Raw genomic sequence first — 24,714 nt, 5'->3', positions numbered from 1 at the left:
GCACCATGGCCAAGCAATGGGAAGTCGTGATCGGTCTGGAGACCCACACGCAACTGTCGACTCAATCGAAGATTTTCTCGGGCGCCGCCACGCAATTCGGCGCGGCACCGAACACGCAGGCCTGCCCCGTCGATCTGGCGTTGCCGGGTACGCTGCCGGTGATGAACCGCGGCGCTGTTCAGCGCGCCATCGAGTTCGGGCTCGCGATTGGCGCAACGATCGCGCCGCGCAGCATCTTCGCGCGTAAGAATTATTTCTATCCCGATCTGCCGAAGGGTTATCAGATCAGCCAGTACGAAATCCCCGTCGTGCAGGGCGGCCAGGTCACGATTCAAGTGCCGGCCAATGAAAAGGCGGGCAGTCCAGCGTACGAGAAGGTCGTCAATCTGACGCGCGCTCACCTCGAAGAAGACGCGGGCAAGTCGTTGCACGAAGACTTCGCGGGCATGACCGGCATCGATTTGAATCGTGCCGGTACGCCGCTGCTCGAAATCGTCACCGAGCCGGAAATGCGCAGCGCGGCTGAAGCTGTTGCATATGCGAAGACGCTGCACACGCTGGTCACCTGGCTCGGCATCTGCGACGGCAACATGCAGGAAGGCTCGTTCCGTTGCGACGCGAACGTGTCGGTGCGCCCGGTCGGTCAGGCGGAATTCGGCACGCGTGCCGAGATCAAGAACCTGAACTCGTTCCGCTTTCTCGAAGAGGCGATCCAGTACGAAGTGCGTCGTCAGATCGAATTGATCGAAGACGGCGGCACGGTGGTGCAGGAAACGCGTCTGTACGATCCGGACAAGCGCGAAACGCGTTCGATGCGCAGCAAGGAAGACGCGCACGATTACCGCTATTTCCCCGATCCCGATCTGATGCCGCTCGTAATCGACGCGGCGTGGGTCGAGCGCGTGAAGAGCGAAATGCCTGAGCTGCCGGTGGCGATTCAACAGCGCTTCGTCACGCAATACGGTTTGACGCCGTACGACGCGAACGTGCTGACGTCGAGCAAGGCCATGGCTGCGTACTACGAAGCGGTCGTTCTCAAGGTCGGCCCGTCGAATGCGAAGGTCGCGGCCAACTGGCTGATGGGCGAGGTGTCGTCGCAACTGAATCGCGAGGGCCTGGACATCGCTGACAGTCCGGTGTCCTCGGCGCAACTCGCGCTGCTGCTGCAACGTATCGCAGACGGCACGATCTCCAACAAGATCGCCAAGGAAATTTTCGTCGCGATCTGGGAAGAGAAGGCCAGCGACGAAGCCGCTGCCGATCGCATCATCGAAGCGAAGGGCCTGAAGCAGATTTCGGACACCGGCGCGCTGGAAGCGATCATCGACGAAGTGCTCGCCGCGAACCAGAAATCGGTCGAGGAATTCCGCGCCGGTAAGGAAAAGGCGTTCAACGCACTGATCGGCCAGGCCATGAAAGCGACCAAGGGCAAGGCCAATCCGGCGCAGGTGAACGAACTGCTGAAGAAGAAGCTGTCCTGAGTTGAAAGCTGGGTTGGAGCTGGGTTGAGACTAAGTGGACCCGCAGTTGAAGCGCGATTGGAAAGCCAGCGCTGAAGCGTGAGCTTTAGCCATCACGGGCTGTTGCCGGAAACGAAAGTGGGGCAACGGCCCGTTTTATTTTGGGGGCGACGTTTTAACGCAGATCACGGAGTGAGCAAATGGCGAAGCAACCCGACCTCGACGACTTCCGCGTGCCGTATTTCGACGAAGGCAAGAAGAACAGCAAATTTTCGCTCGACGCTTTCGACCCGGCCGCGAAGCCTTTTTCGACCGGTTCGAAAGATTCCGACCGGGCGCGCTTGTCGGAGATCGGCGCGGTGCTCGACGCACAGCAGGAGTGTCTGCACGCGCAGCAGAAGCGCCGGGTGTTGCTGGTGCTTCAGGGCATGGACACGAGCGGCAAGGACGGCACGATCCGCGCGGTGTTTCATGAAGTCGATCCGCTTGGTTTGCGCATCGTGCCGTTCAAGGCGCCCACGCCCATCGAACTGGCCCATGATTTCCTCTGGCGCGTGCATGCACAGGCGCCCGCCGCGGGCGAGCTGACCATCTTCAACCGCAGTCACTACGAGGATCTGCTGGTGCCGACCGTGCTCGGCGATCTGGACGCTAAAGCATTCGAGCAGCGTTGTTGCCACATCCGTCAATTCGAAGAACTGCTGGCCTATAGCGGCACGACCATCATCAAGTGCATGCTGCACATTTCGAAAGACGAGCAACGCGCGCGTTTGCAGGCGCGCATCGACGATCCGACCAAGCATTGGAAGTTCGACGTCGCCGATCTCGACGCCCGTAAGCAGTGGGACAAATATCAGGCGGCGTACCGTGACGCGCTGGCCGCGACTTCGACGGATTACGCGCCGTGGTACGTGATTCCGGCCGATTCGAAGACTCATCGCAATGTGATGGTCGCCGAGTTGCTGCTACGCACGTTCGAAACGCTGAAGCTCGAATATCCGGCGGCTAAAGAATCGCTGAAGGGTATCAAGGTCGAATGACCCTGTGCTTTTTGCCCTTTGCTCCACAAACGAATTGAACACAAAAGGAACCACATGTTGCGTGTGATTACCGCCAACCTGAACGGCATCCGCTCCGCGGCGAAGAAGGGTTTTTTCGAATGGTTCGGCGAACAGAAAGCCGACGTGCTGTGCGTGCAGGAAATCAAATGCTCGCAGGACGATATGACGCCCGAGTTCCTGGCGCCGCACGATTTCACCGGCTATTTTCAGCACGCGGTGAAGAAGGGCTACAGCGGCGCGGGTGTCTACACGCGTCACGAGCCGGATGAAGTGGTAATCGGTTTCGGCAGCGAGGAATTCGACCCGGAAGGGCGCTACGTTGAACTGCGCTTCGGCAAGCTGTCGGTGGTTTCGGTGTACGTGCCGTCTGGGTCGAGCGGTGATGAACGCCAGCAGGCCAAGTTCCGCTTCATGGACGAGTTCATGCCGCATCTCGCGGAATTGGCCCAGGAACGCGAAGTGATCGTTTGCGGCGACGTGAACATCGTCCACAAAGAGATCGACATCAAGAACTGGAAGAGCAACCAGAAGAATTCAGGCTGCCTGCCGGAAGAGCGCGAGTGGCTCACCAAGCTGTTCGACGAAGTCGGTTACGTCGACGTGTTTCGCACGCTCGATCAGCGGCCGGAACAGTACACGTGGTGGAGTAATCGCGGTCAGGCGTATGCGAAGAACGTGGGGTGGCGGATCGACTATCAGATCGCGACGCCCGGCATCGCCAGCAAGGCGAAACGTACGGACGTGTTTCGCGATATCAAGTTCAGCGACCATGCGCCGCTGACGGTCGATTACGATCACAGCGTAGCGAGCTAGGAACACAGGTACATCGGGACAAAAGCGCGCAGGCGATGTCGCGCTCGCCCGATGTGCCAATAGGGGCCCTTCCTCGCAATTCGTCCGGGCCCTGCTTAGGCGATCGACGCGGCGTTGCTGTCAACGTCCTGCGAGTGTGCATAGTACTTTTTTCCGTCGCAGTACACGCCGCGTGGGTCGTGCAGTGCGCACGGCCAGGAGGTGAATGCGGCGACCGAGTCGTGCACGTACTCGGCCAGCAGGCTATCGACCGCGGAGGGCATCGCGCTCGAATCATCCCACGACGAGAGAATCAATTTTTCATAGTCGGTCAACGGACGCGGCGGTGGTGGCGGCCAGTCGCGATCGGCGCGACGGGACTCGACGGGATTGCGCAGAAACGCGATCTGCTGCACGAGTCGCCGTTGTTCTGCCAGCAACTGTTTTGCTTGCGCTTCGGGTTGGGCAGGTATGTCGTAGACCCATGTGCTGGGTGCACAAGGCGGGTGGTCCTGATCAGTAGCCGGCGGCACGCTTGCGCAGACAGCCGCGCTGACTTTGCCGTAGAGCTGGCCTAGCACACGCAGATCGGTACGCTGCCGGGCCAGCATGCCGCGCCAGCGGAAATTCAGGCGACGGTGAGCGTGAATCAAGGATTCGAGATCGTCGCCGGATGCTTCGGGCAAGGCGGATATGTAGGTTTGGTATAGGTTCAATAGCGGGGCGTCATCATGGAGTGCGTAGTCTGTGCGCATGTCACGGTCAAACTGCCGTGGCATCTGCATCGGCACACCGGCACGCAGGGCATCGGCCAGCATATGACGCAACGGGATGCGTGCTAGATCGTTGCTACGGCCCTGTTCGTCGGGCGCATAGCCACCGCCCACGTCCGAATGCACGCCCGGGTACACCACTTCCTCGCAGTTAGCGGCGTATGTGCGTCCCACGCGTAACGAATCGAGCGGGAATGCCTGGCGCACTTCGTGCGCTGAAACGTAATGCACGCACCGCTCCACTTCGGGCGGAATCGCCAGTTCCGACGCCCAGTCGAGATGCAGGGCGGGGCCGCCGACCGATGCCACCGTATCGAACAGGCCCATGAAATTGATACGCAGTGGCACGCGCTCGCCGTTCGGCGCGAGCCAGATCAGGCCGCTGTCCGCGCGCTCGCTCTTCATGTCGATTAACCGGCGCACGAAGGCGCGTGCTTCTGTCGCGCCGCGCGAGAACCCGAAGATGGCGACGTTGATGAACTGCATGCACTTCCATGCAGCCGCGCCCCAATCGCGCTCGAGAATGCGGGAAAACTCGGCAAGCGCGAACTTGATGCGCACGTTGCCACCTGCGCCCAGTCCGAGTCCTCGCACGCCTCCTGGGTCGTCTTCGAGCTTGTCGGTGTAACCGGCTACTTTGGGAAATTGAAAAGGTGTGCCGACGCCGGGGATGTAGCGAGGCGAGGAGCCAAGCCGTTGTCGGTCGTTGACTGCGGCGCGGAAGAGCTTGGCGATGTTTGAATGTCTGTTGAGCGGCAGGTCTCGCTCTAGATTGTTGTTGGTACCGTCAAAGAAGAACGACAGCTTAGGATATAGGCGGCACTTGGCGTCCATATACGTGTACGGTCCGTCCTTGTTGGACGAGGCGAACAGTTCCTTGATGCGCTTTTCTCCGCCCTGAATGGCAGCGCTGTCTATTTCTTTGTCGGTGATTGGCGCACTGGCCTGGCGAACAGTCATCAGTCTTCCTGTGGGAGTGAGTTATTTATCGGCACAGCCCGAAGCGGAAGGCGAAAACGCCAGTTCGGCCGTGTTGAGGTCGCGCAGGATCACGCAGACGTAGGCGTCGTCCCTGTTCGGATCGGAGTCGCTGTGCGGGCCACTTGTGGGGAAGTGGGCCGTGACACTATGTTTTTCGGCGGCCTTCGTAACTGCCTCCGTTTTTGGGTCCTCTTCTGAACCCCAAATCCATGCGACTGTCACTGGCTGGCTCCAGTCGGCAAGGCCGGGATAGCAGCAGGCGGCGGCGCCTCCTCCGGCATGTCTGGTCACATCGCCCGCCCAGTATTTGTCGACGAAGATGTTCATTGCATAGCGGTCCGTATGATTGATGGGCACCATCGCCATGGCGCTTCCGCCGGATGCAAATGGATCATCCGGCAGGCGGGCGGGCCCCGCACATGCCGAGAGCGCGGTCAGCGCGCACGCAGCGAGGCTTGTCAAACGGGAAGAGGTCGGTTTCATGCAGTCTGTTCTCGTGAAAGCGTGTTACTTATCGGCACAGCCCGATCTAGATGGCGAAAACGCCAGTTCGGCCGTGTTGAGGTCGCGCAGGATCACGCAGACGTAGGCGTCATCCCTGTTCGGGTCGGAGTCGCTGTGCGGGCCACCTGTGGGGAAGTGGGCCGTGACACTATGTTTTTCGGCGGCCTTCGTAACTGCCTTTGTTTTTGGGTCCTCTTCTGAACCCCAAATCCATGCGACTGTCACTGGCTGGCTCCAGTCGGCAAGGCCGGGATAGCAGCAGGCGGCGGCGCCTCCTCCGGCATGTCTGGTCACATCGCCCGCCCAGTATTTGTCGACGAAGATGTTCATTGCATAGCGGTCCGTATGATTGATGGGCACCATCGCCATGGCGCTTCCGCCGGATGCAAATGGATCATCCGGCAGGCGGGCGGGCCCCGCACATGCCGAGAGCGCGGTCAGCGCGCACGCAGCGAGGCTTGTCAAACGGGAAGAGGTCGGTTTCATGCAGTCTGTTCTCGTGAAAGCGTGTTACTTATCGGCACAGCCCGATCTAGATGGCGAAAACGCCAGTTCGGCCGTGTTGAGGTCGCGCAGGATCACGCAGACGTAGGCGTCGTCCCTATTCGGGTCGGAGTCGCTGTGCGGGCCACCTGTGGGGAAGTGGGCCGTGACACTATGTTTTTCGTCGGGCTTCGTAACGGCCTTTGTTTCGGGGTCCTCGTCCCAACCCCAAATCCATGCGACTGTCACTGGCCGGCTCCAGTCGGCAAGGCCGGGATAACAGCAGGCGGCGGCGCCTCCTCCGGCATGTCTGGTCACATCGCCCGCCCAGTACTTGTCGACGAAGATGTTCACTGCATAGCGGTCCGTATGATTGATGGGCACCATCGCCATGGCGCTTCCGCCGGATGCAAACGGATCATCCGGCAATTGGACAGACCCGGCACATGCCGAGAGCGTGACCAGCGCGCATGCAACGAGGCGTGTCAAACGGAAAGAAGACGGTTTCATGCCGGCTGTTCCTGTTGTAGTCGAAGCGGACGCCCGTCGGGCGTTTGCCTACTGTGGCAACCATGCAGGCAGCAAGGATCCGCTGTGCGCGGAGAGAGGGCCCCTTCGCGTTATCTTTGTCGACAGGAATTTAAGGCGTTTTCAAAATCGGCCATCTTATTAAGCTGGAGAACCACGTCAGCTTGATAGCAAATGCAGGATAGGGAGGAGGCAGACGCGCGAAATCCAGGGCGGACTCGCGATGAAGCCGGCTATTGCCGTCAATCCCGCGAGGCTTTGCGCCGCGGGCGCCCCATGCCGGCATAGTCCGGCAGCGCATCGACGCTCTTGCCGATGGCCTTCGCATAGAGCGGCAGCATATCCGGCAAGCGCTTGATAATGTCCTGGCGCCGCGCCGGTGTGTACGGGTGGACGTAGATATAGCCCTGGTCGAGATTGCTGCGCGTCGCCGCGGCCAGCTTGTCCCATAGCGTGACCGCCGCGCGCGGATCGAAGCCGGCGCGCGAAGCGATATCGCTGCCGATGACGTCGGCCTCGGTTTCGTCGGTACTCTCGTACTTCATCTCCAGCAACCGCGAACCGATGCCGAGCGGCGCCGCACCCAGATCGGCGAGCCCGAAGAGCTGCGGGATGGTGCCGGACGAGTCGAGCTGGCTGGCCTGCAATTCGCCGAGCCGCTCGCGCGCATGCTCGCGCAGGGCGTGCGCGATCTCGTGACCGATCAGCATGCCGAGTTCGCTGTCGTTCAGGCGCACGCGGTCGAGCAGGCCGCTATACACGACGATCTTGCCGCCCGGCAGGCAGTACATCCGAATATCGGGCGAGCGCACCACCGCCACATCCCACTTCCAGTTCTTGGCCCGCTCGTTCCACTTCAGCGAGTAGGGAATCAGCTTGTCGATGATTGAACGAACGCGTGTGACGTGAGCGTCGGTATCGCCGTACAGGCGGTTCGCGTGTTGCGCGCCGTAGGTGATCTGTTCGAACTCTTCGGCGGCTTGCGCCTCGAGCATCGGCGACGGAATCAGATTGCGAAACACGAGGTAGCCGCCGTAGCGCAACTGTGTGTTCGGACTACTGTAAGACGGTGGCGTGGGGGCGTTGGTGGTCGCGGCCGGCGTCGAGGTGGGGGCAGGCGCTTTTGCGGCCGCCGCCGGCGCGGACGTGGCTGCGGGCGTCTTGGCGGTGACCGGTGCCGGTGGCGGCTGCGTCGAAACAGACGACGCCGCGGCTGGCGCGGCCGTGGCTGCGGGTGTCTTGGCGGTGACCGGTGCCGGCGGCGGCGGCGTCGAAGCAGACGACGCGCCCGCGGGCGCGCTGGCGGCGTTCGTGGCGCTGGTCGCGCCAGCCGTAGGCGCCGAGGTTGCGGTTTCAGCGCTCGCCGTGCCTGGTGCTTTTGCCGCCGGCGCTGCGGTCGCGGTCGCGGGAGCAGGCGCCGCCGATGCCGGCGCGCTGGCCGCGTTCGCCGGCATGGCCGTGGCTGTCGCGTACGCGCTCAATGGCGCCGTCAACGTCAGGCCCGCGCAACCGAGTGTCAACGCCACACGCAGCATCGCGCGGCTGGCCTTGGGCGACGGAATCCCAAAAGCATTCGAATCCAGGCGCATCGCGCGCTTTGACTGACGCGCCGTCACGACCGGGTTCTCCAGGGCGCGATGCGCAGCAGAAGCAGCATGCCGGGCAGCCCCAGCGCGGTACACACAATGAAGTAGTCGAACCAGCCGATTCTTGCGACCACATACCCGCTAGCCGCCGATGCCAACGTGCGAGGCACCGAAGCCAGACTGGTGAAAAGCGCGAACTGCGTAGCGGTATAACGCGGATCGGTGGTGCTGGCGATGTAGGCGGTGAAGGCCGCCATCGTCAGGCCGGTCGCAAAGGTTTCCAGACCGTAGACCAGCGCCAGCGCGACTGAACGCGGATCGAGCTGCACGGTCCAGTCGATGCCGACCAGCGCGAGCAGCTTCGATGTACCCTCGCTGAGCCAGACGGCGATGTCATAAATCACGGTAAGACCAGGTGATGCCGGGCCAAGATGCGCGAGCCATGCAAAGCCGAGCGTCGACACCATCTGCAGGACCCCGAAGATCCACAAGCCGCGGCCGATGCCGACCTTCATCAGCCAGATCCCGCCGACGATTCCGCCCGCCAGACTCGCACCGAAAGCCGTAGTCTTGGCGATCACACCGATCTGCGTGCGCGAAAAGCCGATGTCGAGGAAGAACGACGTGGACAGCGTGGTCGCCATCGTATCGCCGAGCTTGTAAAGGAAGATGAAGCCGAGCACAAAGAGCGCGCCGCGCCAGCCGTCGCGTTGAATGAATTCGCTGAACGGCTGGACGATCGCTTCGCGCAGATTCTTCGGCGGCGTGCCGTGCACGTCGGGCTCGCGCACCACGAGCGTCATGATCATGCCAGGCAGCATGAACGCAGCGGTGACGATGAAAACGGTGCTCCACGGCAAATGGTCGGACAGAATCAGCGCCAGCGAACCCGGCACCAGTGCGGCGATTTTGTACGCATTCACGTGTACGGCATTGCCGAGACCCTGCTGCGTGTCGCTCAGCAACTCACGCCGGTAGGCGTCGATCACGATGTCCTGACTCGCGCCGAAAAACGCGACCAGCGCGGTCAAAGCCGCCACGGTCCAGATCGAGTCGCGCGGCGACACGAAACCTAATGTCCCAATCGCGCCGGCCACCAGAATCTGCGTGACCAGCATCCAGCCGCGCCGTCTGCCCGGACGCCAGCCCGGAAAACGCGGCACGTAGCGGTCCATCAACGGCGCCCAGATGAATTTCCAGGTGTACGGGAACTGGATCAGCGCAAAGAGGCCGATTTCCTTCAGATTGACGCCTTCGGAGCGTAGCCATGCCTGCACCAGATAGACGAGCGTGAACAACGGCAGTCCCGACGTAAAGCCGAGAAAGACGCAGATCAGCATGCGCGTATTCAGAAACGCGCGCCAGCCGGGATGTTCTTCGTGAGCGGTAAGTGCAGGCGCCTCGTGCGGCGGGTTCGACATGTGGATAAGTGGCGTTAGCTTTTCTTGACGCGATAGACCGCAAGACTACCACGCCAGTTCACCCCCCACCGCACCACCTGGCCGTCGTGAAGCACCACGCGGTCGAGAATTTCAATGCCGACTTCCGGAGCCAGCGCTTCGAAATCCTTGATGGTGAGCACCCGCACGTTCGGCGTGTTGTGCCACTGATAAGGCAGCGACTTCGACACCGGCATGCGACCCTGCAGGACGGAAAGCCGGTGCGCCCAGTAGCCGAAATTCGGGAACGACACGATGCATTCCTTGCCCACGCGCACCGTCTCGCGCAGGATGGCCGCCGTCTGATGAATGGTTTGAAGCGTTTGCGACAGAACCGCGAAGTCGAAGCTGCTGTCTTCGAACAGCCGCAGGCCGTCTTCCAGATTCTGCTGGATCACATTGACGCCGTTTTGCGTCGACGCCAGTACGCCGGCGTCGTTGATCTCGATGCCGTAACCCTGCACGTCCAGTTCTTCCGTCAGCAGCGACAACAGCGAGCCGTCGCCGCAACCCAGGTCGAGCACGGTGGCGCGCGGTTCGACCCAACGGGCGATCGCGCGGAAGTCCGGGCGTAGCGCCAGGTAATCGAGTGCTCGCTGGTTCATGCGTTCACCTCGTTCGCAATACGTTCGTAATAGGCGCGCATCAGGTTGTGATAACGCGCGTCGTCGAGCAGAAAAGCGTCGTGGCCGTGTGGCGCGTCGATTTCCGCGTAGGTCACCGTGCGCTTGTGGTCGAGCAGCGCCTTCACCAGTTCGCGTGAGCGGGCCGGCGCGAAACGCCAGTCGGTCGAGAAGCTGGCGATCAGGTATTTCGCCGTGGTGTGCGCGACAGCGGCGGTCAGATCGCCGTCGAAGGCTTTGGCGGGATCGAAATAGTCGAGCGCGCGCGTGATCAGCAGATAAGTGTTCGCGTCGAAGTAGTCGGCGAATTTGTCGCCCTGGTAGCGCAGGTACGACTCCACTTCGAATTCCACGTCGAAGTTGAAGTTGTACGCGTCCAATGCGCCTTCCGCGCGGCGCAACGAGCGGCCGAATTTCTCGGCCATGTCGTCGTCCGACAAATAGGTGATGTGGCCGATCATCCGTGCGACGCGTAAGCCGCGCTTCGGCTTGACGTTGTGCGCGTAGTAGTTGCCGCCGTGGAAGTCGGGGTCCGACAGGATCGCCGAGCGCGCCACCTCGTTGAACGCGATGTTCTGCGCCGACAGTTTCGGCGTGGACGCAACCACGATGCAATGGCCCACGCGCTCCGGATACATCATGCTCCACGCGAGCGCCTGCATGCCGCCGAGGCTGCCGCCCATCACGGCGGCAAAACGCGTGATGCCGAACTCATCGGCGACGCGCGCCTGCGCGTTCACCCAATCTTCAACCGTGACGACAGGAAAGGTCGCGCCGTACGGCGTGCCCGTCGCCGGATCGATACTCATCGGGCCGGTCGAGCCGAAGCACGAGCCCAGATTGTTCACGCCAATCACGAAGAACTTGTTGGTGTCGAGCGGTTTGCCCGGACCGACCATGTTGTCCCACCAGCCGATGTCCTTCGGATTGTCCGCATACACGCCCGCCACATGGTGCGACGCATTGAGCGCGTGGCACACCAGCACGGCATTGCTGCGCGCGGCGTTGAGCGTGCCGTAGGTTTCGACCATCAGATCGTAACCGGCCAGCGAGCTGCCGTTCTGCATGAGCAGCGGCTCGGTGAAATGCATTTTTTGGGGAGCGACGATACCGATCGATTCCATTCATTCCGCCGTTTAACGAAAACAGGGCGGCTAGATGGCGTCGGCAAAGCACGGAGGAGAAACAGTGTGCGCGGCTGACGACCTCTTTAGCCGCATTTGTAATGAACCGCGGGAGACATTCCCGGCAGTTCGCGCGCCCGCAATCGAGTCAGCAAATCGGCGCGTGATAGGTGTTCAAGGTGCTCTGGACTGCGGTCTCAGATGGTGCGAGCGTCCGTAGTCAGGCGCAAAGTATAGCGGAAAATTTCATGCGGCAGCGTCGCGGGCGGCTCTGCGAGCTACCATGCCGCGCGGACTACTGAAGAATCAGCAGCAGTTGTGCATCGGCGTGTTCGGCGGGCGGCCGCACAAAGCCGCTGCGCACATACCGATGCCAGCGGCCGATGATGTAACTCAGCAGCAGGCTCGCGCGGATCGCGGGATCGTAGGCGGCGGGCAGCGGCGCAGCATGCACATTGGCGCTCGGGCTCGCGTTGTCCCCCGCGCTTTCGCTTGCTTCCATCTGAGCCAGCCGCAAACACTGTTTCAACGACGCCTCGACCCGCTCCAGCATCTGAGTGACCCGCTCGGTCAGCCGTTCGTGCTCGCCGACCAGCGCCTCGCAGGTCAGCACGCGCGTCATGCCGGGATTCTTCTCTGGGAAGTTGAGCAGCATCAGCGCGATCGCGCGGGCTTGCAGGACGCCGTTGCTCTCCTTGTCGGCGATCTGGTTGATCAGGCCGAAGAGGGTCTGCTCGATGAACTCGATGAGCCCTTCGAACATTTGCGCCTTGCTGGCGAAATGACGGTACAGCGCGGCTTCCGAGACGCCGAGCTGGGCGGCGAGGGCCGCCGTGGTGATCTTTTCGTTTTTCGGCGCTTCCAGCATGGCGGCAAGCGTCTGCAGGATGTGCACGCGACGCTCGCCCGGCTTCAGGCGAGTCGCGCGCGACGCGGCGGGCGGCGGCGTGGGTTCGTGTTCGGCTACGGCTTCGTCAGGTTTGTCGATCGGCTGCATGGCTGTCGTCCCGTCTGCTGTCCCTTCAATCGAACCGAGCGGGTGCCCAGTCGTAGCGATTTTAACGAACGAATGCTTCGGTCGACATAATGCGGCCGGCCGGTGCCCGGCAGACGCGTCGGCACGCCGTCCGCATGCGGTTTGCGCGGCAGATGGCCGGTGATCCACACGGTACGGATGCCGAGCCGCCGGTAGTTCTTCAGATGCGAGCGCGTGTCTTCCACGAGGATCACGTCCTTGAGGGAAACGTGCGCGTCGCGCATCGCCCGGCGCAGCATCGAATGGTCGGGTTTGGCGCGCCAGTGGCGGCGATCGCGCATATGTTCGATCGCAATCACCTGTTCGAACAGCCGCTCGATGCGCAGCTCCGCCAACACCGCGCGCGCATAGGCCTCGGGCGCATTGGTCAGCACGATCTTGCGACCGGGCAGCGCGGCAACCAGACGCGCGACACCGCGTTCGTGACGGATCATCGAACCGAGATCGGGGAACGTATGGACGACTTTCAGGAAGTCGTTCGGATCGAGCGGATGGTGGCGCGCCAGACCGAGCAGCGCCGCGCCGTAGCGTTGCGTGTAGCCGGTGCGCAGGCGGTTGGCTTCGTCGATATCGACCTGCAATGCGTCGATGATGTATTGCGTCATCCCCCGATTGATCGCCGGGAAGATCGCGTGCGACGCGTGGTGCAACGTGTTGTCGAGATCGAACAGCCAGACCGGACTGCCGCCTGCGATGTGCGGACGACGGCGTCGGGAAGTGGGAGTGCGCATGATGAAAGACGCCGTTCAGGCGCGAGCAGTCGCATCACGCAGCGGACGCGGAGGATTCGCGGTGCGGATGACGGTGAAAGAGGGGAGAGCTTGCTGGCGCGAGAGGGCGGCGCGCTGTGGGCTGCCGCGCTGTGGTTCGCCGTGGCGTGAGCCCGCGCCGGGCATGCAGGAACCCGCGAAGACAGCAGCGGTACTGCACGGCACACATGACACGCCGGGCAAGCGTGCCGTATGTGCCGGGTTTGAGGCAGGAATCAATGCGAGCGGATCATCGTGCCGAACGGCTGTTCGGTGAGAATTTCCAGCAGCACCGAGTGCTCGATGCGGCCGTCGATGATGTGGACGGAACGCACGCCGCTCTTGGCTGCATCCAGCGCCGACGAGATTTTCGGCAGCATGCCGCCGGAGATCGTGCCGTCCGCGAACAGGCCGTCGATTTCGCGCGCTGACAGATCGGTCAGCAGATTGCCTTCCTTATCCATCACGCCTGGGATGTTGGTCATGATCACGAGCTTTTCGGCGTTCAGCACGACCGCCAGTTTGCCCGCGACCAGATCCGCATTGATGTTGTACGACAGGCCGTCTTCGCCGAAGCCGATCGGCGAGATCACCGGAATGAACGCGTCGTCTTGCAGCGCCTTCACGACCGCCGGATTGATCGCCTCGACTTCGCCCACCTGGCCGATATCGAGGTACTGGCCCGGATTGTCGCGATCCGGCATCTGCATTTTGCGCGCGTGGATCAGGCCGCCGTCTTTGCCGGTCAGGCCGACCGCGTGGCCGCCGAAATGGTTGATCAGCGTGACGATATCTTGCTGAACTTCGCCGCCGAGCACCCATTCGACGACTTCCATCGTCTCTTCGTCGGTGACGCGCATGCCCTGAATGAACGTGCCCTGTTTGCCGATCTTCTTCAGCGCCTGGTCGATTTGCGGACCGCCGCCGTGCACGATGACCGGATTGATACCGACCAGCTTCAGCAAAATTACGTCGCGCGCGAAGCCTTGCTTCAGCCGCTCTTCAGTCATGGCGTTGCCGCCGTATTTGATGACGACGGTCTTACCGTGATACTGGCGAATATAGGGGAGCGCCTCGGCCAGGATTTCAGCCTTCAGGGTGGGCGCGATCTGCGAAAGGTCAGGAAGCTCGGACATGGCGGCAGGCTCAGGCACGGAACAGTTAAAACAGCGCGAATTGTACAGGACTGGCGCGCTGCAACAGGGTTTTCGATCCCGCCGCCGATGGCGGCCGGCGCGGGCTTTGCGCACTGCGCAATGACGGGCGCAAGCGCCGGCCGACAATCGAGCGTACCGCCGATCGGACAGGCCGGTAAATCGGCCGTATGGCCGACTCACGGCGGCGCGCCAGTCGTGGCATCATTTCTGGGTTCAGGCTGAAGCGAGACCACCCGGCCCGTTATGAAATCGTCAGCTTCCCGATCCCAAAGTAGCGCGCTTTGTCCGCGTTGCGGTCATGCATTCGATTGCGCCATGCATGGGGTGCCGTTTGACTGCTGGTGCCGTGAGATGCCGGCTATGCCGGCAGACCGGCTCGATCCGTCCGGCCGTTGCCTGTGTCCTGAATGTCTCGCGGCGGAGATCGCGCGAGCCGTGCAACCGGCGTCGGGAGTCGGTTCGCTGTGAAGTGTAGAAACGCGGAAACGTAGAAACCCGGAAACCTGGAAACCCGGAAACCCGGAAACCCGGAAACCCGGAAACCCGGAAACCCGGAAACCCGGAAACCCAAGCGCCCTGAACGCCGTACGGCTTCAACAATGCGGTGGTGATCTATGCCGTGCGTTGCCGGCCCGCGAGTGCCCTCAAATCACGTGCGACTGCTTCCAGCGCCGGGTTCCATTCCCTGAACCGTGGCTGCCGGTAGAGGGTCGCGCTCGGATACCACGGGCTGTCGGGCCGGTCGAGCAGCCAGACCCAATGCGGATTGACGTCGAGCAGCACCCAGGTGCGCTGGCCGAGCGCGCCGCTCAAATGCGCCACGGATGTGCAAACGGTAATGACGAGATCGAGCGCGCTGACAAACGCGGCCGTGTCGTCGAAGGTGGAGAATTCGGCGGTGAAGTCCGACATCGGCAGACCGGCCGCCTGGGCCGCCGCGACGTCCGCCTCGGCACCTGGTTGCAACGAATAGAACGCCACATCTTGCATGCCGCCGAAATGTGCCGCGTAGCGTTCCCAACCCACGCGCCGGAATGGATTGCGCTGATGGCCGGGGCTGCCGGTCCATGTGAGTCCGACTTTGAGCCTCGCTTCGCCGGCAAGCCTCTGCTGCCATGACGCACTGGCTGCCGCATCCGGACGCAAATACGGCGTCGCGGCGGGGATGGTCTCTTCGCGCGTGTCGAATAGCAAGGGCAGGCTGAGTAATGGGATTTCGTAGTCGAACGGCGGCAGAGATTCGACGCCGCCACCGGCCGAATAGTCATTCACATGAGCGCCGAGGCTGCGGGCGAGGAACGCCCCCATTTGCGGAAATGAGTTCCACACGAGACGACCGCCTTCGCGATGAACACGTTCGGCCAGCAGAGGGATATAGCGGCTGAACTGCAGCACGTCGCCCATGCCCTGTTCACCCCACACCAACAGCGTTTTGCCTGCGAGCGGCTCACCTTGCCAGGTCGGCGCCGGCATCGCCGGACGGTTTCCGCCCAACTCGAGCGAGCCATCCCAACGCGCCTCGTGAGCTTGCCAGCCGTGCGCGTAATTGCCGCGCATCAGGAGCAGCATGCCGAGATTCGAGCGCATGGTCGCGTTGTTGGGCGCTAATGCACAGGCGGTTCTTTCGGCGTGCTCCGCTTCGGCCCAGCGTTGCGCTTCACGCAGCGCCAGCGCATAGTTGTTATGGGCTAGCGGGCTATGCGGCGCGCATTGCACGGCTCTTGCGCCGGCTTCGAGCGCGCGCGAGAGATTCAAATTGACGCGGCTTGCCTGAGTGAGATTTGTCCACGCGTCGCCGTGGTCGGGTTCGTCATGAACCGCACTTTCCAGTAGAGCGAGCTGCTCGTTCAGGTCGCCACCAGTGAGCGTAAGGGCGCCGGCGAGATTGTTGCGCAACTGCGGCAGTGTCGGATCGATGGCGAGCGCGCGACGATAGGCCGCGATTGCTTCGCCATGCCGGTTTGCCATCTGCAGCGCGTAGCCGAAACGGAAGTGCGCAAGAGCGCGATCCGGATCGAGTTGGGCAATAATGGCGGCGAGTTCGATCGCGTCGTTGTGACAGTGTTGCTCGAGAAGCGCAGCAATGAGCGAATCGATTGACGCGTCTTCGAGTGCGTGGAATTGCGCGGCGGCATCGAGCCAACTGGCCTCCGCTTCCGCGGTGCCATTTTGCCGGGCTGCGGCGGCGTGTCGCAGAAAAGTCAGGAAAGCTGACGAGGCGGGGGTTGCGCTATCAGAGGTGGGCAGCATGGATGGGTTTGGATGGTGCAAGAACCGGTGATAAGCGATCGGTCTATGCAAAGCTGTCGCAAAAATGCCATGTTACCGGCGCTAAGCCGCGAGGTAAGTCGGACTAGTCCGAACAGGTAAACTAAAAGTCATGCATCGTATAACCAACACCGGCCGGGTCAACCTCAGTAATCTGTTCTGGCTACGTAGCCTCGCCATCATCGGCCAGCTGATGACGATCGCATTCGTGCAGATCTTCATCGGCGTGCATCTGCCGTTGCCTGCGATGTTGCTCGTGATCAGCCTCGAGGTGGTTTTCAACGGACTTACGTGGTGGCGTGTTTCGCAGCAGCGGCTCGAGTCCAATCTCGAGCTGTTCGGCCAGATCTGGGTCGACCTCGGCGCGTTGTCGGCGCTGCTGTTCCTCTCCGGTGGGACCAACAACCCATTCGTTTCGCTGTACCTGCCCTCGCTCGCGATTGCCGCGGCCGTGTTGCCATGGCATCTGATGGCGTGGCTCGCCGCATTCGCCGTGGCCTGCTATGCCGTGCTCGGTTTCGATTCCGTGCCGCTGAATCTCGACAACCCGGCGAACCTGTTCGACTACTATCGTGCCGGCATGTGGGTGAACTTCATGGTCAGCGTCGGCCTGATTGCGTGGTTCGTCGCACGCATGTCACGCGCGCTGCGGCTACGTGACGCAGCGCTCGGAGACGCGCAGCAGCGCTTGCTTCACGACGAACGCGCTGTCGCGCTCGGCGTGCAGGCCGCCACTGTCGCGCACGAAATCGGCACGCCGCTGTCTACAATTGCCATGTTGTCCGAAGAATTGCGCGACGCCGCGCGAACCGATAAGGGACTGGCGCCGTACAGCGCCGATCTGGAGTTGCTCGAACAGCAAATGACGCTGTGTACATCGGCGCTTGCGCGACTGCGCAGCCGTGCATCGACAACGACCACCCGGCAAACGGTCAGCGAATGGCTCGAGTCGTTCGGCGAGCAATGGCGCTTGCGTCATCCGCATGTGAAGTTCGAGCGGATCGGTGTGCCGCCCGCGGGTGTCAGTCTTGACGATACGGTTGCCGTCAGTCAGATTCTCACGATTCTGCTCGACAACGCCGCGCGTGCGAGTCGCGATCACGTGACGCTGTCGTGCAGGCTCTCGGCGCGCGGCGACCAGGTTGTATTCGAAGTATGTGACGCGGGCCCTGGTATCCCGGCTGCGTTGCGCGGGTCGCTCGGCACGATGCCAGTGGACAGCACACAGGGTGGGCACGGCGTGGGCCTATATCTGGCATTTTCAGCGGCGGCACGTCTGAAGGGATCGATCGAGCTGAACGATGTCAGCGAGATCAGACCGCGTGGCACGCGTGCAGTGTTGAGACTGCCGCTCGCTGGGCGAAAATTATCAGGTGCGGGCCGTCAAGGCACTTCGCCATCCAACACGGAGAAACAGGCATGAGCGATATGAATTTTCTGGTGATCGACGACGACGAGGTGTTCTCCGGTATCCTCGCCCGCGGTTTGACGCGGCGCGGGTATACGGTGGCCGAAGCGCACAACGCGGCTGAAGCGATTAAGTTGGCGAACCAGCAGAAGTTCGGCCAGATCACGGTAGACCTGCATCTCGGCAACGACTCCGGTCTTACGCTGGTTGCCCCTTTGCGTGATTTGCAGCCTGACGCGCGCATGCTGGTGTTGACCGGTTATGCCAGCATCGCCACGGCGGTGCAGGCGGTGAAAGACGGTGCCGATAACTACCTGGCAAAGCCTGCCAATGTCGAGACGATTTTGTCGGCGCTGCAAAGCGAGGCGAGCGCGTTGCAAGCTGAAGAAGCGATTGAGCATCCCACGCCGTTGTCGGTTGCGCGCCTGGAGTGGGAGCATATTCAGCGCGTGCTCGCGGAGCACGGTGGCAATATTTCGGCCACTGCGCGCGCGTTGAACATGCATCGTCGAACGCTGCAGCGGAAGTTGGCGAAGCGGCCGGTCAGGCAGTAAGCAATTGGTCTCGCCTGGGCGCTGCTTGCACTTGCGGGCAGGAAAGCGAAACGGGCTGTCTTTCACAAGACAGCCCGTTTTTTACGCCTTAAGCATGGCCGGCCACGTGCGAGGTATGTGGCTTTAACGCGGCATTGGTATCGACGTTGACATCAGCGTCAACGCCGGCATCGGCATCGGCATCGACGACACCGACACCGACATCACAGCACGTAGCGCGACAGGTCCTCGTCTTCCGCCACTTCGTTCAGCGCGCGATCGACATACGCCGCGTCGATCTGCACCGTCTTGCCCGAGTGATTGCCGGCCGCGAACGAGACATCTTCGAGCAGTTTTTCGATCACCGTGTACAGGCGGCGCGCACCGATGTTTTCGGTCTTCTCGTTGACCGAGTACGCGATTTCGGCCATACGTCGAATGCCGTCGTCGGCGAACTCGAGGTGCACGTCTTCCGTGGCCAGCAGTGCCTGGTATTGCTTGACGAGGCTCGCGTCGGTCGACACCAGAATCGATTCGAAATCACCCACCGACAGCGAATCCAGTTCGACCCGAATCGGGAAGCGGCCTTGCAGCTCCGGAATCAGATCACTCGGCTTGGCCAGATGAAACGCGCCGCTCGCGATGAACAGAATGTGATCGGTCTTCACCATGCCGTACTTGGTGTTGATCGTGGTGCCTTCGACGAGCGGCAGCAGATCGCGCTGCACGCCCTGGCGCGACACCTCGCCACCGCCGGCTTCGTTGCGCGACGCGATCTTGTCGATTTCGTCGAGAAACACGATACCGTTCTGTTCGACGTTCTGCACCGCCTTGGCTTTCACCTCTTCGTCGTTCAGCATCTTGCCGGCTTCTTCGTCGGTGAGGACCTTGAGCGCTTCCTTTACCTTCAGCTTGCGGCGCGTTTTCTTGCCGCCGCCGATGTTTGCGAACATCGAGCGAATCTGCTCGGTCATGTCTTCCATGCCCGGCGGCCCCATGATGTCCATGCCGACTTGCGGCTGTTCGACGTCGAGTTCGATTTCCTTGTCGTCGAGCAGGCCTTCGCGCAGACGCTTGCGGAAAGTCTGACGCGTGGTGCTGCCTTCGTCGACGGTATCCGCCGCGCTCGAGCTCGCACCGAAACCAACCGGTCGTGCGCTCGGCAACAGGATGTCCAGAATGCGGTCTTCGGCCTGATCTTCCGCCTTGGTTCGCACTTTGCGCATTTCCGTCTCGCGCGTCTGCTTGACCGAGATTTCGATCAGATCGCGCACGATGCTGTCGACGTCGCGGCCGACATAACCGACTTCAGTGAACTTGGTGGCTTCGATCTTGATGAACGGCGCGTCGGCCAGTTTCGCCAGACGCCGCGCGATTTCAGTTTTGCCGACGCCGGTCGGTCCGATCATCAGAATGTTCTTCGGCGTGATTTCCTGACGCAGCGGGTCTTCAACCTGCTGACGGCGCCAGCGGTTGCGCAAGGCCACGGCAACCGCTTTCTTCGCGCGGCCTTGGCCGATGATGTGTTTGTCGAGTTCCGAGACGATCTCGGCAGGGGTCATGGTGCTCATCGTGGGTCCTTACTCGATCGTCTCGATGACGCGGTTGTGGTTCGTATAGATGCACATGTCGCCGGCAATCTCCAGCGACTTCTCCACGATTTCGCGCGGCGACATCTCGGTGTTGTCAGTGAGCGCCTTTGCAGCAGCTTGCGCGTAAGCGCCGCCGGAACCGATCGCGCAGATGCCGCCTTCCGGATCGAGCACGTCGCCGTTACCGGTGATGACGAGGGTGGTGGTGGCATCCGCGGCGATCAGCATTGCTTCGAGGCGGCGCAGCATGCGGTCGGTGCGCCAGTCTTTGGCCAGTTCTACGGCGGCGCGGGTCAGATTGCCCTGATGTTTTTCCAGCTTCGCTTCGAAGCGGTCGAGCAGCGAAAAGGCGTCGGCCGTGCCGCCGGCAAAGCCGACCAGCACCTTGCCGTTATAGATGCGCCGGACTTTCTTCGCACCGCCTTTCATGACGATATTGCCCAGCGTCACCTGGCCGTCGCCGCCCAACGCGACCTTGTCGCCTCGGCGCACGGAAACGATCGTCGTGCCGTGAAATTGCTCCATATGCGTTCCTCTTTGCAAAACGGGTAGGACGCGGTGGCGCAGCACCACCGCATGAATCCTGGAAGCGGACGGCGCGCAACGCTGAAACGATCAACCGGCCGGCGCGCGCTCGTGCAACGCATGTCCGACTTATTTTAGGGCGTGCGCGGTCATATCAAGAGCCGGCAAATGGCATAAGACAAAAACACGGGATTCGGCGCGGGGAACTGTGCGGAAGGGCGCACAAAAGAAAAAAGGCGCACAGATCACCGTGCGCCTCTCGACGAAGCAGCTTAAAAGGGCGCGGAGCCGAAGCCGCGCCGCAGGCGTTCAGTCGCCGAACAGCTTCTGGCGCAGTTCGCGGCGTTCCTGCGCTTCGAGCGACAGGGTGGCCGTGGGCCGTGCGAGCAGACGCGGGATGCCAATCGGCTCGCCGGTTTCTTCGCACCAGCCGTAGTCGCCCGAATCGATGCGCGCGATCGATTGCTGCACCTTCTTCAGCAGCTTGCGCTCGCGGTCGCGCGTGCGCAGTTCGAGCGCATGCTCTTCCTCGATCGTTGCGCGGTCGGCCGGGTCCGGCACGATGACTGTTTCGCGCAGGTTCTCGGTCGTCTGGCCGGCATTGCGAAGAATGTCCGCTTGCAGCTGTTCGAGCTTGTTCTTGAAGAAGGCGAGCTGATCCTCATTCATGTAATCCTTGTCGCTCATCTTCAGGATTTCGGCTTCGGTCAAGAGTCGTTTCGTCGTCATCTGGCTTGCTTCTTCAATGTGAGGCAGAACTCTTACATAGTGCCCGCACTTTCGTATTGCCCGCAAAGGCGCCTCGAGGACGCGGAGCGCCAGGGCGGGCACGGACGGTGGACTGTCGTGACGCCGAAGCGCCTGGCGCCCACACGCCGGGGCGTCGCTACGCCAATGCGGGGCCGAACTCCTCTGGAAACCGATTCTCAAATGCTCCTGAGGCATTGCTTGCCGGCAGCGCGCCTTATCAGCTGTGCCGGCCGGCATTGTCGGCGTGATTCCGGACAAGATTTTCCGGCGCCAATTCAGGCCCTGCGCGGGATACGCGCTGACCGGGCAATTCGTTGTCATTCTCCAGTGGGCACGTATTGTAACTGAATCACAATCCAGCACCGCAACTGGTGAAAATCCCGCATCAAGCGCAGATATCCCGAAAATATAACGCGCGAACGACCAAAAAGCGATGGTCGTGCACGCTTTAATACAGCAGGGTTTTCACGTGCTTTTCACATAGCCGACATTTCAGCAGGCTTTCGGCCGCGCTGCGGCGCATTCTGCAGATGATTTGCTTCTGGGCGCGTCCGCCCGCTCGTTCGCTCGATCGCGGTTACAGCACACAGCACGCAGCATGCAGCATGCCGTGCGAATTGCACGGCATGCGCCCCATGACATTTACGCCAGACAGGCGTCCAGGCCGTCGGTGATCAGGTCTTGCGGCAGTTCGATGCCGATGAACACCATCTTGTTGGTCTTCTTCTCGATTGGCTGCCACTTCGCCGCCAGGTCGCTGCCCATCATCTGATGCACGCCCTGGAACACCACCTTCCGGTCGACGCCCTTCATATACAGCACGCCCTTATAGCGCAACAGGCGCTCGCCGTAGATCTGCAGAATGCCGCCGAGGAAGTCTTCGAGCTTGTTCGGATCGAACGGGCGGTCGCTGCGGTAGACGAACGATTTGATCTTGTCGTCGTGGTGCGCGTGATGGTGATGCGCATGGTCGTGACCTTCGTGGTCGCACTTGCCGTGGTCGTGATCGCAGTTTTCGTGATCGTGACCTTCGTGGTCGGCATGGGTGTGGCCGTGCTCGTCATGCGCGTGGGCGTGGCTGTGCGCGTGTTCGTCTTCGGCGAGAAAGTCCGGATCGATTTCGAGTTTCGAATTCAGGTTGAAGCCGCGCAGGTCGAAGATTTCCTTGATGTCCGCTTCGCCGAAGTTGACGATCTTGATCGCCGCCCGCGGGTTCATGTGCAACAGACGGTGGCGCAGATCCTCCACATGTTTTTCGTCGACCGTATCGGACTTCGTGATGAACAGGCGATCGGCGAAGCCGACCTGGCGCTGCACCACTTCGTGTTCGTCCAACTGATGATTCGCGTGCTTCGCGTCGACCAGCGTGATGATCGCGTCGAGCAGGAATTCGTTGGCGATCTGGTCGTCCATGAAGAAGGTCTGCGCGACCGGGCCCGGATTCGCGAGGCCGGTGGTTTCGATCACGACGCGATCAAAATCCAGTTCGCCGGACTGCTTCTTCGCCGCCAGATCGCCCAGCACACGCGAGAGGTCGCCGCGGATCGTGCAGCAGATGCAGCCGTTGCTCATCTGGATGATCTGTTCGCTCGTGTCTTGCACGAGGATTTCGTTGTCGATGTTCTCTTCGCCGAACTCGTTCTCGATCACGGCGATCTTCATGCCGTGCTTTTCGTTCAGGATGCGCTTGAGCAGGGTGGTTTTGCCGCTGCCGAGAAAGCCGGTCAGGATGGTGACTGGGATCATGTTGGTCGCCTGTATGTACGTGAGTCTGTGCGTAATCGAATCTAAGCGCGAATTTAAGTGCGAACTTAACGCGCGAATCTAAAGAGCGAACTTGCCGCGCGAAATGTGCAGCGCGGGATCTGCAGCGCGCAAGCATGCAGGAAATGCGTCTGCGAATCCGCTTTGCCGGGCGCGGCAGCCTGACGGCGCGCGGCCCGATCTAGCCGGATATTGAAACATATCTGTCAAACCGGCGCTGCGGTAGGTACGAACCCCTCCGCGGCCCGTGGGAAATGACCCTGAAACTATGGGCGATCAGGCAATTTGCAACAGCAGGCCTTTCAGGTATTCGCCTTCGGGGAATGCGGTGAGCAGCGGGTGGTCGACCCCGGCGCCGAGGCGCTTGAGAATTCGCGCATCGACGCGCGCATCGGCCGCCGCGCCGGACACGATCTTCTGGAACAGCTCGGAGTCGATCGCGCCAGAGCATGAATAGGTGAACAGCAGGCCGCCTGGGCGCAGCAGCTTCATGCCGGTCAGATTGATGTCCTTATAGGCGCGCGAGGCGCGGTCCACGTGTTCACGCGACGGCGCGAATTTCGGCGGATCGAGCACGACCAGGTCGAAGCGTTCGCCTTCGTCGTAGAGGCGGCGCAGGGTTTTGAACGCGTCGGCATCGAGCCAGGTGGCGCGCTCGGCGTCGAAACCGTTGGCGGCCACGTTCTGTTGCGCGATCGCGAGCGCGTCGCCCGACGAATCGATCGACACCACGCGCTTCGCCCCGCCTTTCAATGCCGCCAGCGAAAAGCCGCCGGTGTAGCAGAAGCAGTTCAGCACGTCGCGATCTTTCGCCAACTCCTGCACCAGCAGGCGGTTGTCGCGCTGATCAACGTAGAAGCCGGTTTTGTGGCCGTTACGGACGTCGACGTGGTAACGCACGCCGTTTTCGCTCGCGATCAGCGCATCCGACGGCGCTTCACCCGCCAGCACGCCGGTGATCTGTTCGAGCCCTTCCTTCTGACGGATCGACACGTCCGAGCGCTCGTAGACGTTCGGGCAGCCCGTTGCGCCGACCAGCGCGGCGACGATCGCTTCCTTCCATGCTTCGACGCCCGTCGCCATGAACTGGCACACCAGCTGGCTGCGCTGGCCTTCGTCCTCGGCCACGTAGTGATCGACGATCAGACCAGGCAGGCCGTCCGCTTCGCCGAAAATCAGCCGCACGGCGCCGGTGTCGTGCACCATCGTTTGACGATGTGCCAAGGCGCGCTGCACGCGGCGCTTGAAGAACGCGTGATCGATCGGCTCGGCTTCGTCGAAACTCCACACGCGGGCGCGAATCTGCGAATGCGGGCTGTAGGCCGCGCGCGCGAGGAAGCGGCCGTCGTGCGCGCGCACCAGTACGGTCGCGCCGGCGGCGGGATTGCCGTCGACGCGGTCGATCGCGTTGGCATAGACCCACGGATGGCGGCGCAGCAGCGATTTTTCTTTCGACGGTTTGAGCGTAACGGTATTCATCAGGGTGTCAGCAGGAGCAGTGGGCCGTGTAGACAAAGAAGCACGCGGCGGGTGAAGCGAAGGCGGAGACTGCAAACCGCAAAAAGCAAACGAGCGGAA

The 24,714-nt window shown here is 61.8% G+C and carries 23 protein-coding genes; 6 read left to right on the top strand and 17 right to left on the bottom strand.

Annotated features, from left to right (window positions below; genetic code table 11):
- Positions 1–5 precede the first annotated feature (5 nt).
- The 3 genes from gatB to P0D84_RS20020 all read left to right on the top strand — a co-directional run bounded on the left by gatB (position 6) and on the right by P0D84_RS20020 (position 3,334).
- Positions 6–1,481 (top strand): Asp-tRNA(Asn)/Glu-tRNA(Gln) amidotransferase subunit GatB, encoded by a 1,476-nt coding sequence (gene gatB, locus P0D84_RS20030; RefSeq protein WP_408339215.1) that lies wholly within the window; start codon positions 6–8, stop codon positions 1,479–1,481.
- Positions 1,482–1,660: 179 nt separating this feature from the next.
- Entirely contained in the window at positions 1,661–2,500 is an 840-nt protein-coding gene (locus tag P0D84_RS20025; RefSeq protein WP_408339213.1) for a PPK2 family polyphosphate kinase, read from the top strand.
- 54 nt (positions 2,501–2,554) lie between these two features.
- A complete protein-coding gene (locus P0D84_RS20020) occupies positions 2,555–3,334 on the top strand; it encodes an exodeoxyribonuclease III (RefSeq protein ID WP_408339211.1) in 780 nt (259 codons plus the stop codon).
- A gap of 95 nt (positions 3,335–3,429) precedes the next feature.
- On the opposite strand, the gene P0D84_RS20015 is transcribed toward P0D84_RS20020, so the two are convergent.
- The 11 genes from P0D84_RS20015 to argB all read right to left on the bottom strand — a co-directional run bounded on the left by P0D84_RS20015 (position 3,430) and on the right by argB (position 14,275).
- Entirely contained in the window at positions 3,430–5,046 is a 1,617-nt protein-coding gene (locus P0D84_RS20015; protein WP_408339209.1) for a T6SS phospholipase effector Tle1-like catalytic domain-containing protein, read from the bottom strand.
- Between the two features lie 21 nt (positions 5,047–5,067).
- Positions 5,068–5,550, bottom strand: coding sequence for a DUF3304 domain-containing protein (locus P0D84_RS20010; RefSeq protein WP_408339207.1), 483 nt, complete (start codon positions 5,548–5,550; stop codon positions 5,068–5,070).
- 24 nt (positions 5,551–5,574) lie between these two features.
- Complete coding sequence (locus P0D84_RS20005; RefSeq protein WP_408339205.1) at positions 5,575–6,057, bottom strand: DUF3304 domain-containing protein; 483 nt, start codon at positions 6,055–6,057, stop codon at positions 5,575–5,577.
- A gap of 24 nt (positions 6,058–6,081) precedes the next feature.
- The gene (locus tag P0D84_RS20000; protein ID WP_408339203.1) at positions 6,082–6,564 is read right to left on the bottom strand and encodes a DUF3304 domain-containing protein; all 483 of its coding nucleotides are present in this window, start codon (positions 6,562–6,564) and stop codon (positions 6,082–6,084) included.
- A 260-nt stretch (positions 6,565–6,824) separates the two neighbouring features.
- Positions 6,825–8,171 carry a M48 family metallopeptidase gene (locus P0D84_RS19995; protein WP_408339906.1) on the bottom strand — a complete coding sequence of 449 codons (1,347 nt, stop codon included), beginning with the start codon at positions 8,169–8,171 and terminating at the stop codon, positions 6,825–6,827.
- 23 nt (positions 8,172–8,194) lie between these two features.
- On the bottom strand, positions 8,195–9,589 hold the full coding sequence (locus P0D84_RS19990; protein ID WP_408339201.1) for an AmpG family muropeptide MFS transporter: 1,395 nt from the start codon (positions 9,587–9,589) through the stop codon (positions 8,195–8,197).
- 14 nt (positions 9,590–9,603) lie between these two features.
- A complete protein-coding gene (gene metW / locus P0D84_RS19985) occupies positions 9,604–10,212 on the bottom strand; it encodes a methionine biosynthesis protein MetW (RefSeq protein ID WP_120297324.1) in 609 nt (202 codons plus the stop codon).
- The gene (metX, locus tag P0D84_RS19980) at positions 10,209–11,354 is read right to left on the bottom strand and encodes a homoserine O-succinyltransferase MetX (protein WP_408339199.1); all 1,146 of its coding nucleotides are present in this window, start codon (positions 11,352–11,354) and stop codon (positions 10,209–10,211) included. Before metX ends, metW begins: the two co-directional genes overlap by 4 nt.
- A gap of 295 nt (positions 11,355–11,649) precedes the next feature.
- A complete protein-coding gene (gene slmA, locus P0D84_RS19975) occupies positions 11,650–12,351 on the bottom strand; it encodes a nucleoid occlusion factor SlmA (protein ID WP_408339197.1) in 702 nt (233 codons plus the stop codon).
- Complete coding sequence (locus P0D84_RS19970) at positions 12,318–13,121, bottom strand: pyrimidine 5'-nucleotidase (RefSeq protein WP_408339195.1); 804 nt, start codon at positions 13,119–13,121, stop codon at positions 12,318–12,320. The genes slmA and P0D84_RS19970 overlap by 34 nt, the downstream gene beginning before the upstream one ends.
- A gap of 254 nt (positions 13,122–13,375) precedes the next feature.
- A complete protein-coding gene (argB, locus tag P0D84_RS19965) occupies positions 13,376–14,275 on the bottom strand; it encodes an acetylglutamate kinase (RefSeq protein ID WP_408215308.1) in 900 nt (299 codons plus the stop codon).
- Between the two features lie 264 nt (positions 14,276–14,539).
- Between argB and P0D84_RS19960 the strand changes: the two genes are divergently transcribed.
- Positions 14,540–14,764: a cysteine-rich CWC family protein gene (locus tag P0D84_RS19960; protein WP_408339193.1), complete on the top strand. Its 225-nt coding sequence runs from the start codon at positions 14,540–14,542 to the stop codon at positions 14,762–14,764.
- Positions 14,765–14,908: 144 nt separating this feature from the next.
- Here P0D84_RS19960 and P0D84_RS19955 read toward each other — a convergent pair whose 3' ends face one another.
- Positions 14,909–16,546, bottom strand: a complete 1,638-nt coding sequence (locus tag P0D84_RS19955) for a tetratricopeptide repeat protein (protein WP_408339191.1) — start codon at positions 16,544–16,546, stop codon at positions 14,909–14,911.
- A 130-nt stretch (positions 16,547–16,676) separates the two neighbouring features.
- On the opposite strand from P0D84_RS19955, the gene P0D84_RS19950 reads away from it, so the two are divergent.
- The gene (locus tag P0D84_RS19950; RefSeq protein WP_408339189.1) at positions 16,677–17,987 is read left to right on the top strand and encodes an ATP-binding protein; all 1,311 of its coding nucleotides are present in this window, start codon (positions 16,677–16,679) and stop codon (positions 17,985–17,987) included.
- Positions 17,984–18,526: a response regulator transcription factor gene (locus P0D84_RS19945; protein ID WP_408339187.1), complete on the top strand. Its 543-nt coding sequence runs from the start codon at positions 17,984–17,986 to the stop codon at positions 18,524–18,526. Before P0D84_RS19950 ends, P0D84_RS19945 begins: the two co-directional genes overlap by 4 nt.
- 203 nt (positions 18,527–18,729) lie before the next feature.
- Here the strand turns inward: P0D84_RS19945 and hslU are convergent, their stop codons facing one another.
- The 5 genes from hslU to P0D84_RS19920 form a co-directional block, all read right to left on the bottom strand.
- A complete protein-coding gene (gene hslU / locus P0D84_RS19940) occupies positions 18,730–20,076 on the bottom strand; it encodes an ATP-dependent protease ATPase subunit HslU (protein ID WP_408339185.1) in 1,347 nt (448 codons plus the stop codon).
- 9 nt (positions 20,077–20,085) lie between these two features.
- Entirely contained in the window at positions 20,086–20,622 is a 537-nt protein-coding gene (hslV, locus tag P0D84_RS19935) for an ATP-dependent protease subunit HslV (RefSeq protein ID WP_408339183.1), read from the bottom strand.
- Positions 20,623–20,931: 309 nt separating this feature from the next.
- Entirely contained in the window at positions 20,932–21,351 is a 420-nt protein-coding gene (dksA, locus tag P0D84_RS19930) for an RNA polymerase-binding protein DksA (protein WP_012431412.1), read from the bottom strand.
- A gap of 663 nt (positions 21,352–22,014) precedes the next feature.
- Positions 22,015–23,118: a CobW family GTP-binding protein gene (locus tag P0D84_RS19925; protein ID WP_408339181.1), complete on the bottom strand. Its 1,104-nt coding sequence runs from the start codon at positions 23,116–23,118 to the stop codon at positions 22,015–22,017.
- Positions 23,119–23,412: 294 nt separating this feature from the next.
- Positions 23,413–24,615: a class I SAM-dependent rRNA methyltransferase gene (locus P0D84_RS19920; protein ID WP_408339179.1), complete on the bottom strand. Its 1,203-nt coding sequence runs from the start codon at positions 24,613–24,615 to the stop codon at positions 23,413–23,415.
- Positions 24,616–24,714 lie beyond the last annotated feature (99 nt).

Source organism: Paraburkholderia sp. RL17-337-BIB-A, from assembly GCF_046025895.1.
GTDB classification, from domain to species: domain Bacteria; phylum Pseudomonadota; class Gammaproteobacteria; order Burkholderiales; family Burkholderiaceae; genus Paraburkholderia; species Paraburkholderia fungorum_C.
The sequence above is the reverse complement of the archived record's forward strand: the minus strand, read 5'-3'. Positions and strand labels throughout refer to the sequence as shown.

Bases quoted from the DNA above. Each gene is read 5' to 3' on its own strand.
- gatB (WP_408339215.1), top strand. From the start codon at position 6: ATGGCCAAGCAATGGGAAGTCGTGATCGGTCTGGAGACCCACACGCAA.
- P0D84_RS20025 (WP_408339213.1), top strand. From the start codon at position 1,661: ATGGCGAAGCAACCCGACCTCGACGACTTCCGCGTGCCGTATTTCGAC.
- P0D84_RS20020 (WP_408339211.1), top strand. From the start codon at position 2,555: ATGTTGCGTGTGATTACCGCCAACCTGAACGGCATCCGCTCCGCGGCG.
- P0D84_RS20015 (WP_408339209.1), bottom strand. From the start codon at position 5,046: ATGACTGTTCGCCAGGCCAGTGCGCCAATCACCGACAAAGAAATAGAC.
- P0D84_RS20010 (WP_408339207.1), bottom strand. From the start codon at position 5,550: ATGAAACCGACCTCTTCCCGTTTGACAAGCCTCGCTGCGTGCGCGCTG.
- P0D84_RS20005 (WP_408339205.1), bottom strand. From the start codon at position 6,057: ATGAAACCGACCTCTTCCCGTTTGACAAGCCTCGCTGCGTGCGCGCTG.
- P0D84_RS20000 (WP_408339203.1), bottom strand. From the start codon at position 6,564: ATGAAACCGTCTTCTTTCCGTTTGACACGCCTCGTTGCATGCGCGCTG.
- P0D84_RS19995 (WP_408339906.1), bottom strand. From the start codon at position 8,171: ATGCGCCTGGATTCGAATGCTTTTGGGATTCCGTCGCCCAAGGCCAGC.
- P0D84_RS19990 (WP_408339201.1), bottom strand. From the start codon at position 9,589: ATGTCGAACCCGCCGCACGAGGCGCCTGCACTTACCGCTCACGAAGAA.
- metW (WP_120297324.1), bottom strand. From the start codon at position 10,212: ATGAACCAGCGAGCACTCGATTACCTGGCGCTACGCCCGGACTTCCGC.
- metX (WP_408339199.1), bottom strand. From the start codon at position 11,354: ATGGAATCGATCGGTATCGTCGCTCCCCAAAAAATGCATTTCACCGAG.
- slmA (WP_408339197.1), bottom strand. From the start codon at position 12,351: ATGCAGCCGATCGACAAACCTGACGAAGCCGTAGCCGAACACGAACCC.
- P0D84_RS19970 (WP_408339195.1), bottom strand. From the start codon at position 13,121: ATGCGCACTCCCACTTCCCGACGCCGTCGTCCGCACATCGCAGGCGGC.
- argB (WP_408215308.1), bottom strand. From the start codon at position 14,275: ATGTCCGAGCTTCCTGACCTTTCGCAGATCGCGCCCACCCTGAAGGCT.
- P0D84_RS19960 (WP_408339193.1), top strand. From the start codon at position 14,540: ATGAAATCGTCAGCTTCCCGATCCCAAAGTAGCGCGCTTTGTCCGCGT.
- P0D84_RS19955 (WP_408339191.1), bottom strand. From the start codon at position 16,546: ATGCTGCCCACCTCTGATAGCGCAACCCCCGCCTCGTCAGCTTTCCTG.
- P0D84_RS19950 (WP_408339189.1), top strand. From the start codon at position 16,677: ATGCATCGTATAACCAACACCGGCCGGGTCAACCTCAGTAATCTGTTC.
- P0D84_RS19945 (WP_408339187.1), top strand. From the start codon at position 17,984: ATGAGCGATATGAATTTTCTGGTGATCGACGACGACGAGGTGTTCTCC.
- hslU (WP_408339185.1), bottom strand. From the start codon at position 20,076: ATGAGCACCATGACCCCTGCCGAGATCGTCTCGGAACTCGACAAACAC.
- hslV (WP_408339183.1), bottom strand. From the start codon at position 20,622: ATGGAGCAATTTCACGGCACGACGATCGTTTCCGTGCGCCGAGGCGAC.
- dksA (WP_012431412.1), bottom strand. From the start codon at position 21,351: ATGACGACGAAACGACTCTTGACCGAAGCCGAAATCCTGAAGATGAGC.
- P0D84_RS19925 (WP_408339181.1), bottom strand. From the start codon at position 23,118: ATGATCCCAGTCACCATCCTGACCGGCTTTCTCGGCAGCGGCAAAACC.
- P0D84_RS19920 (WP_408339179.1), bottom strand. From the start codon at position 24,615: ATGAATACCGTTACGCTCAAACCGTCGAAAGAAAAATCGCTGCTGCGC.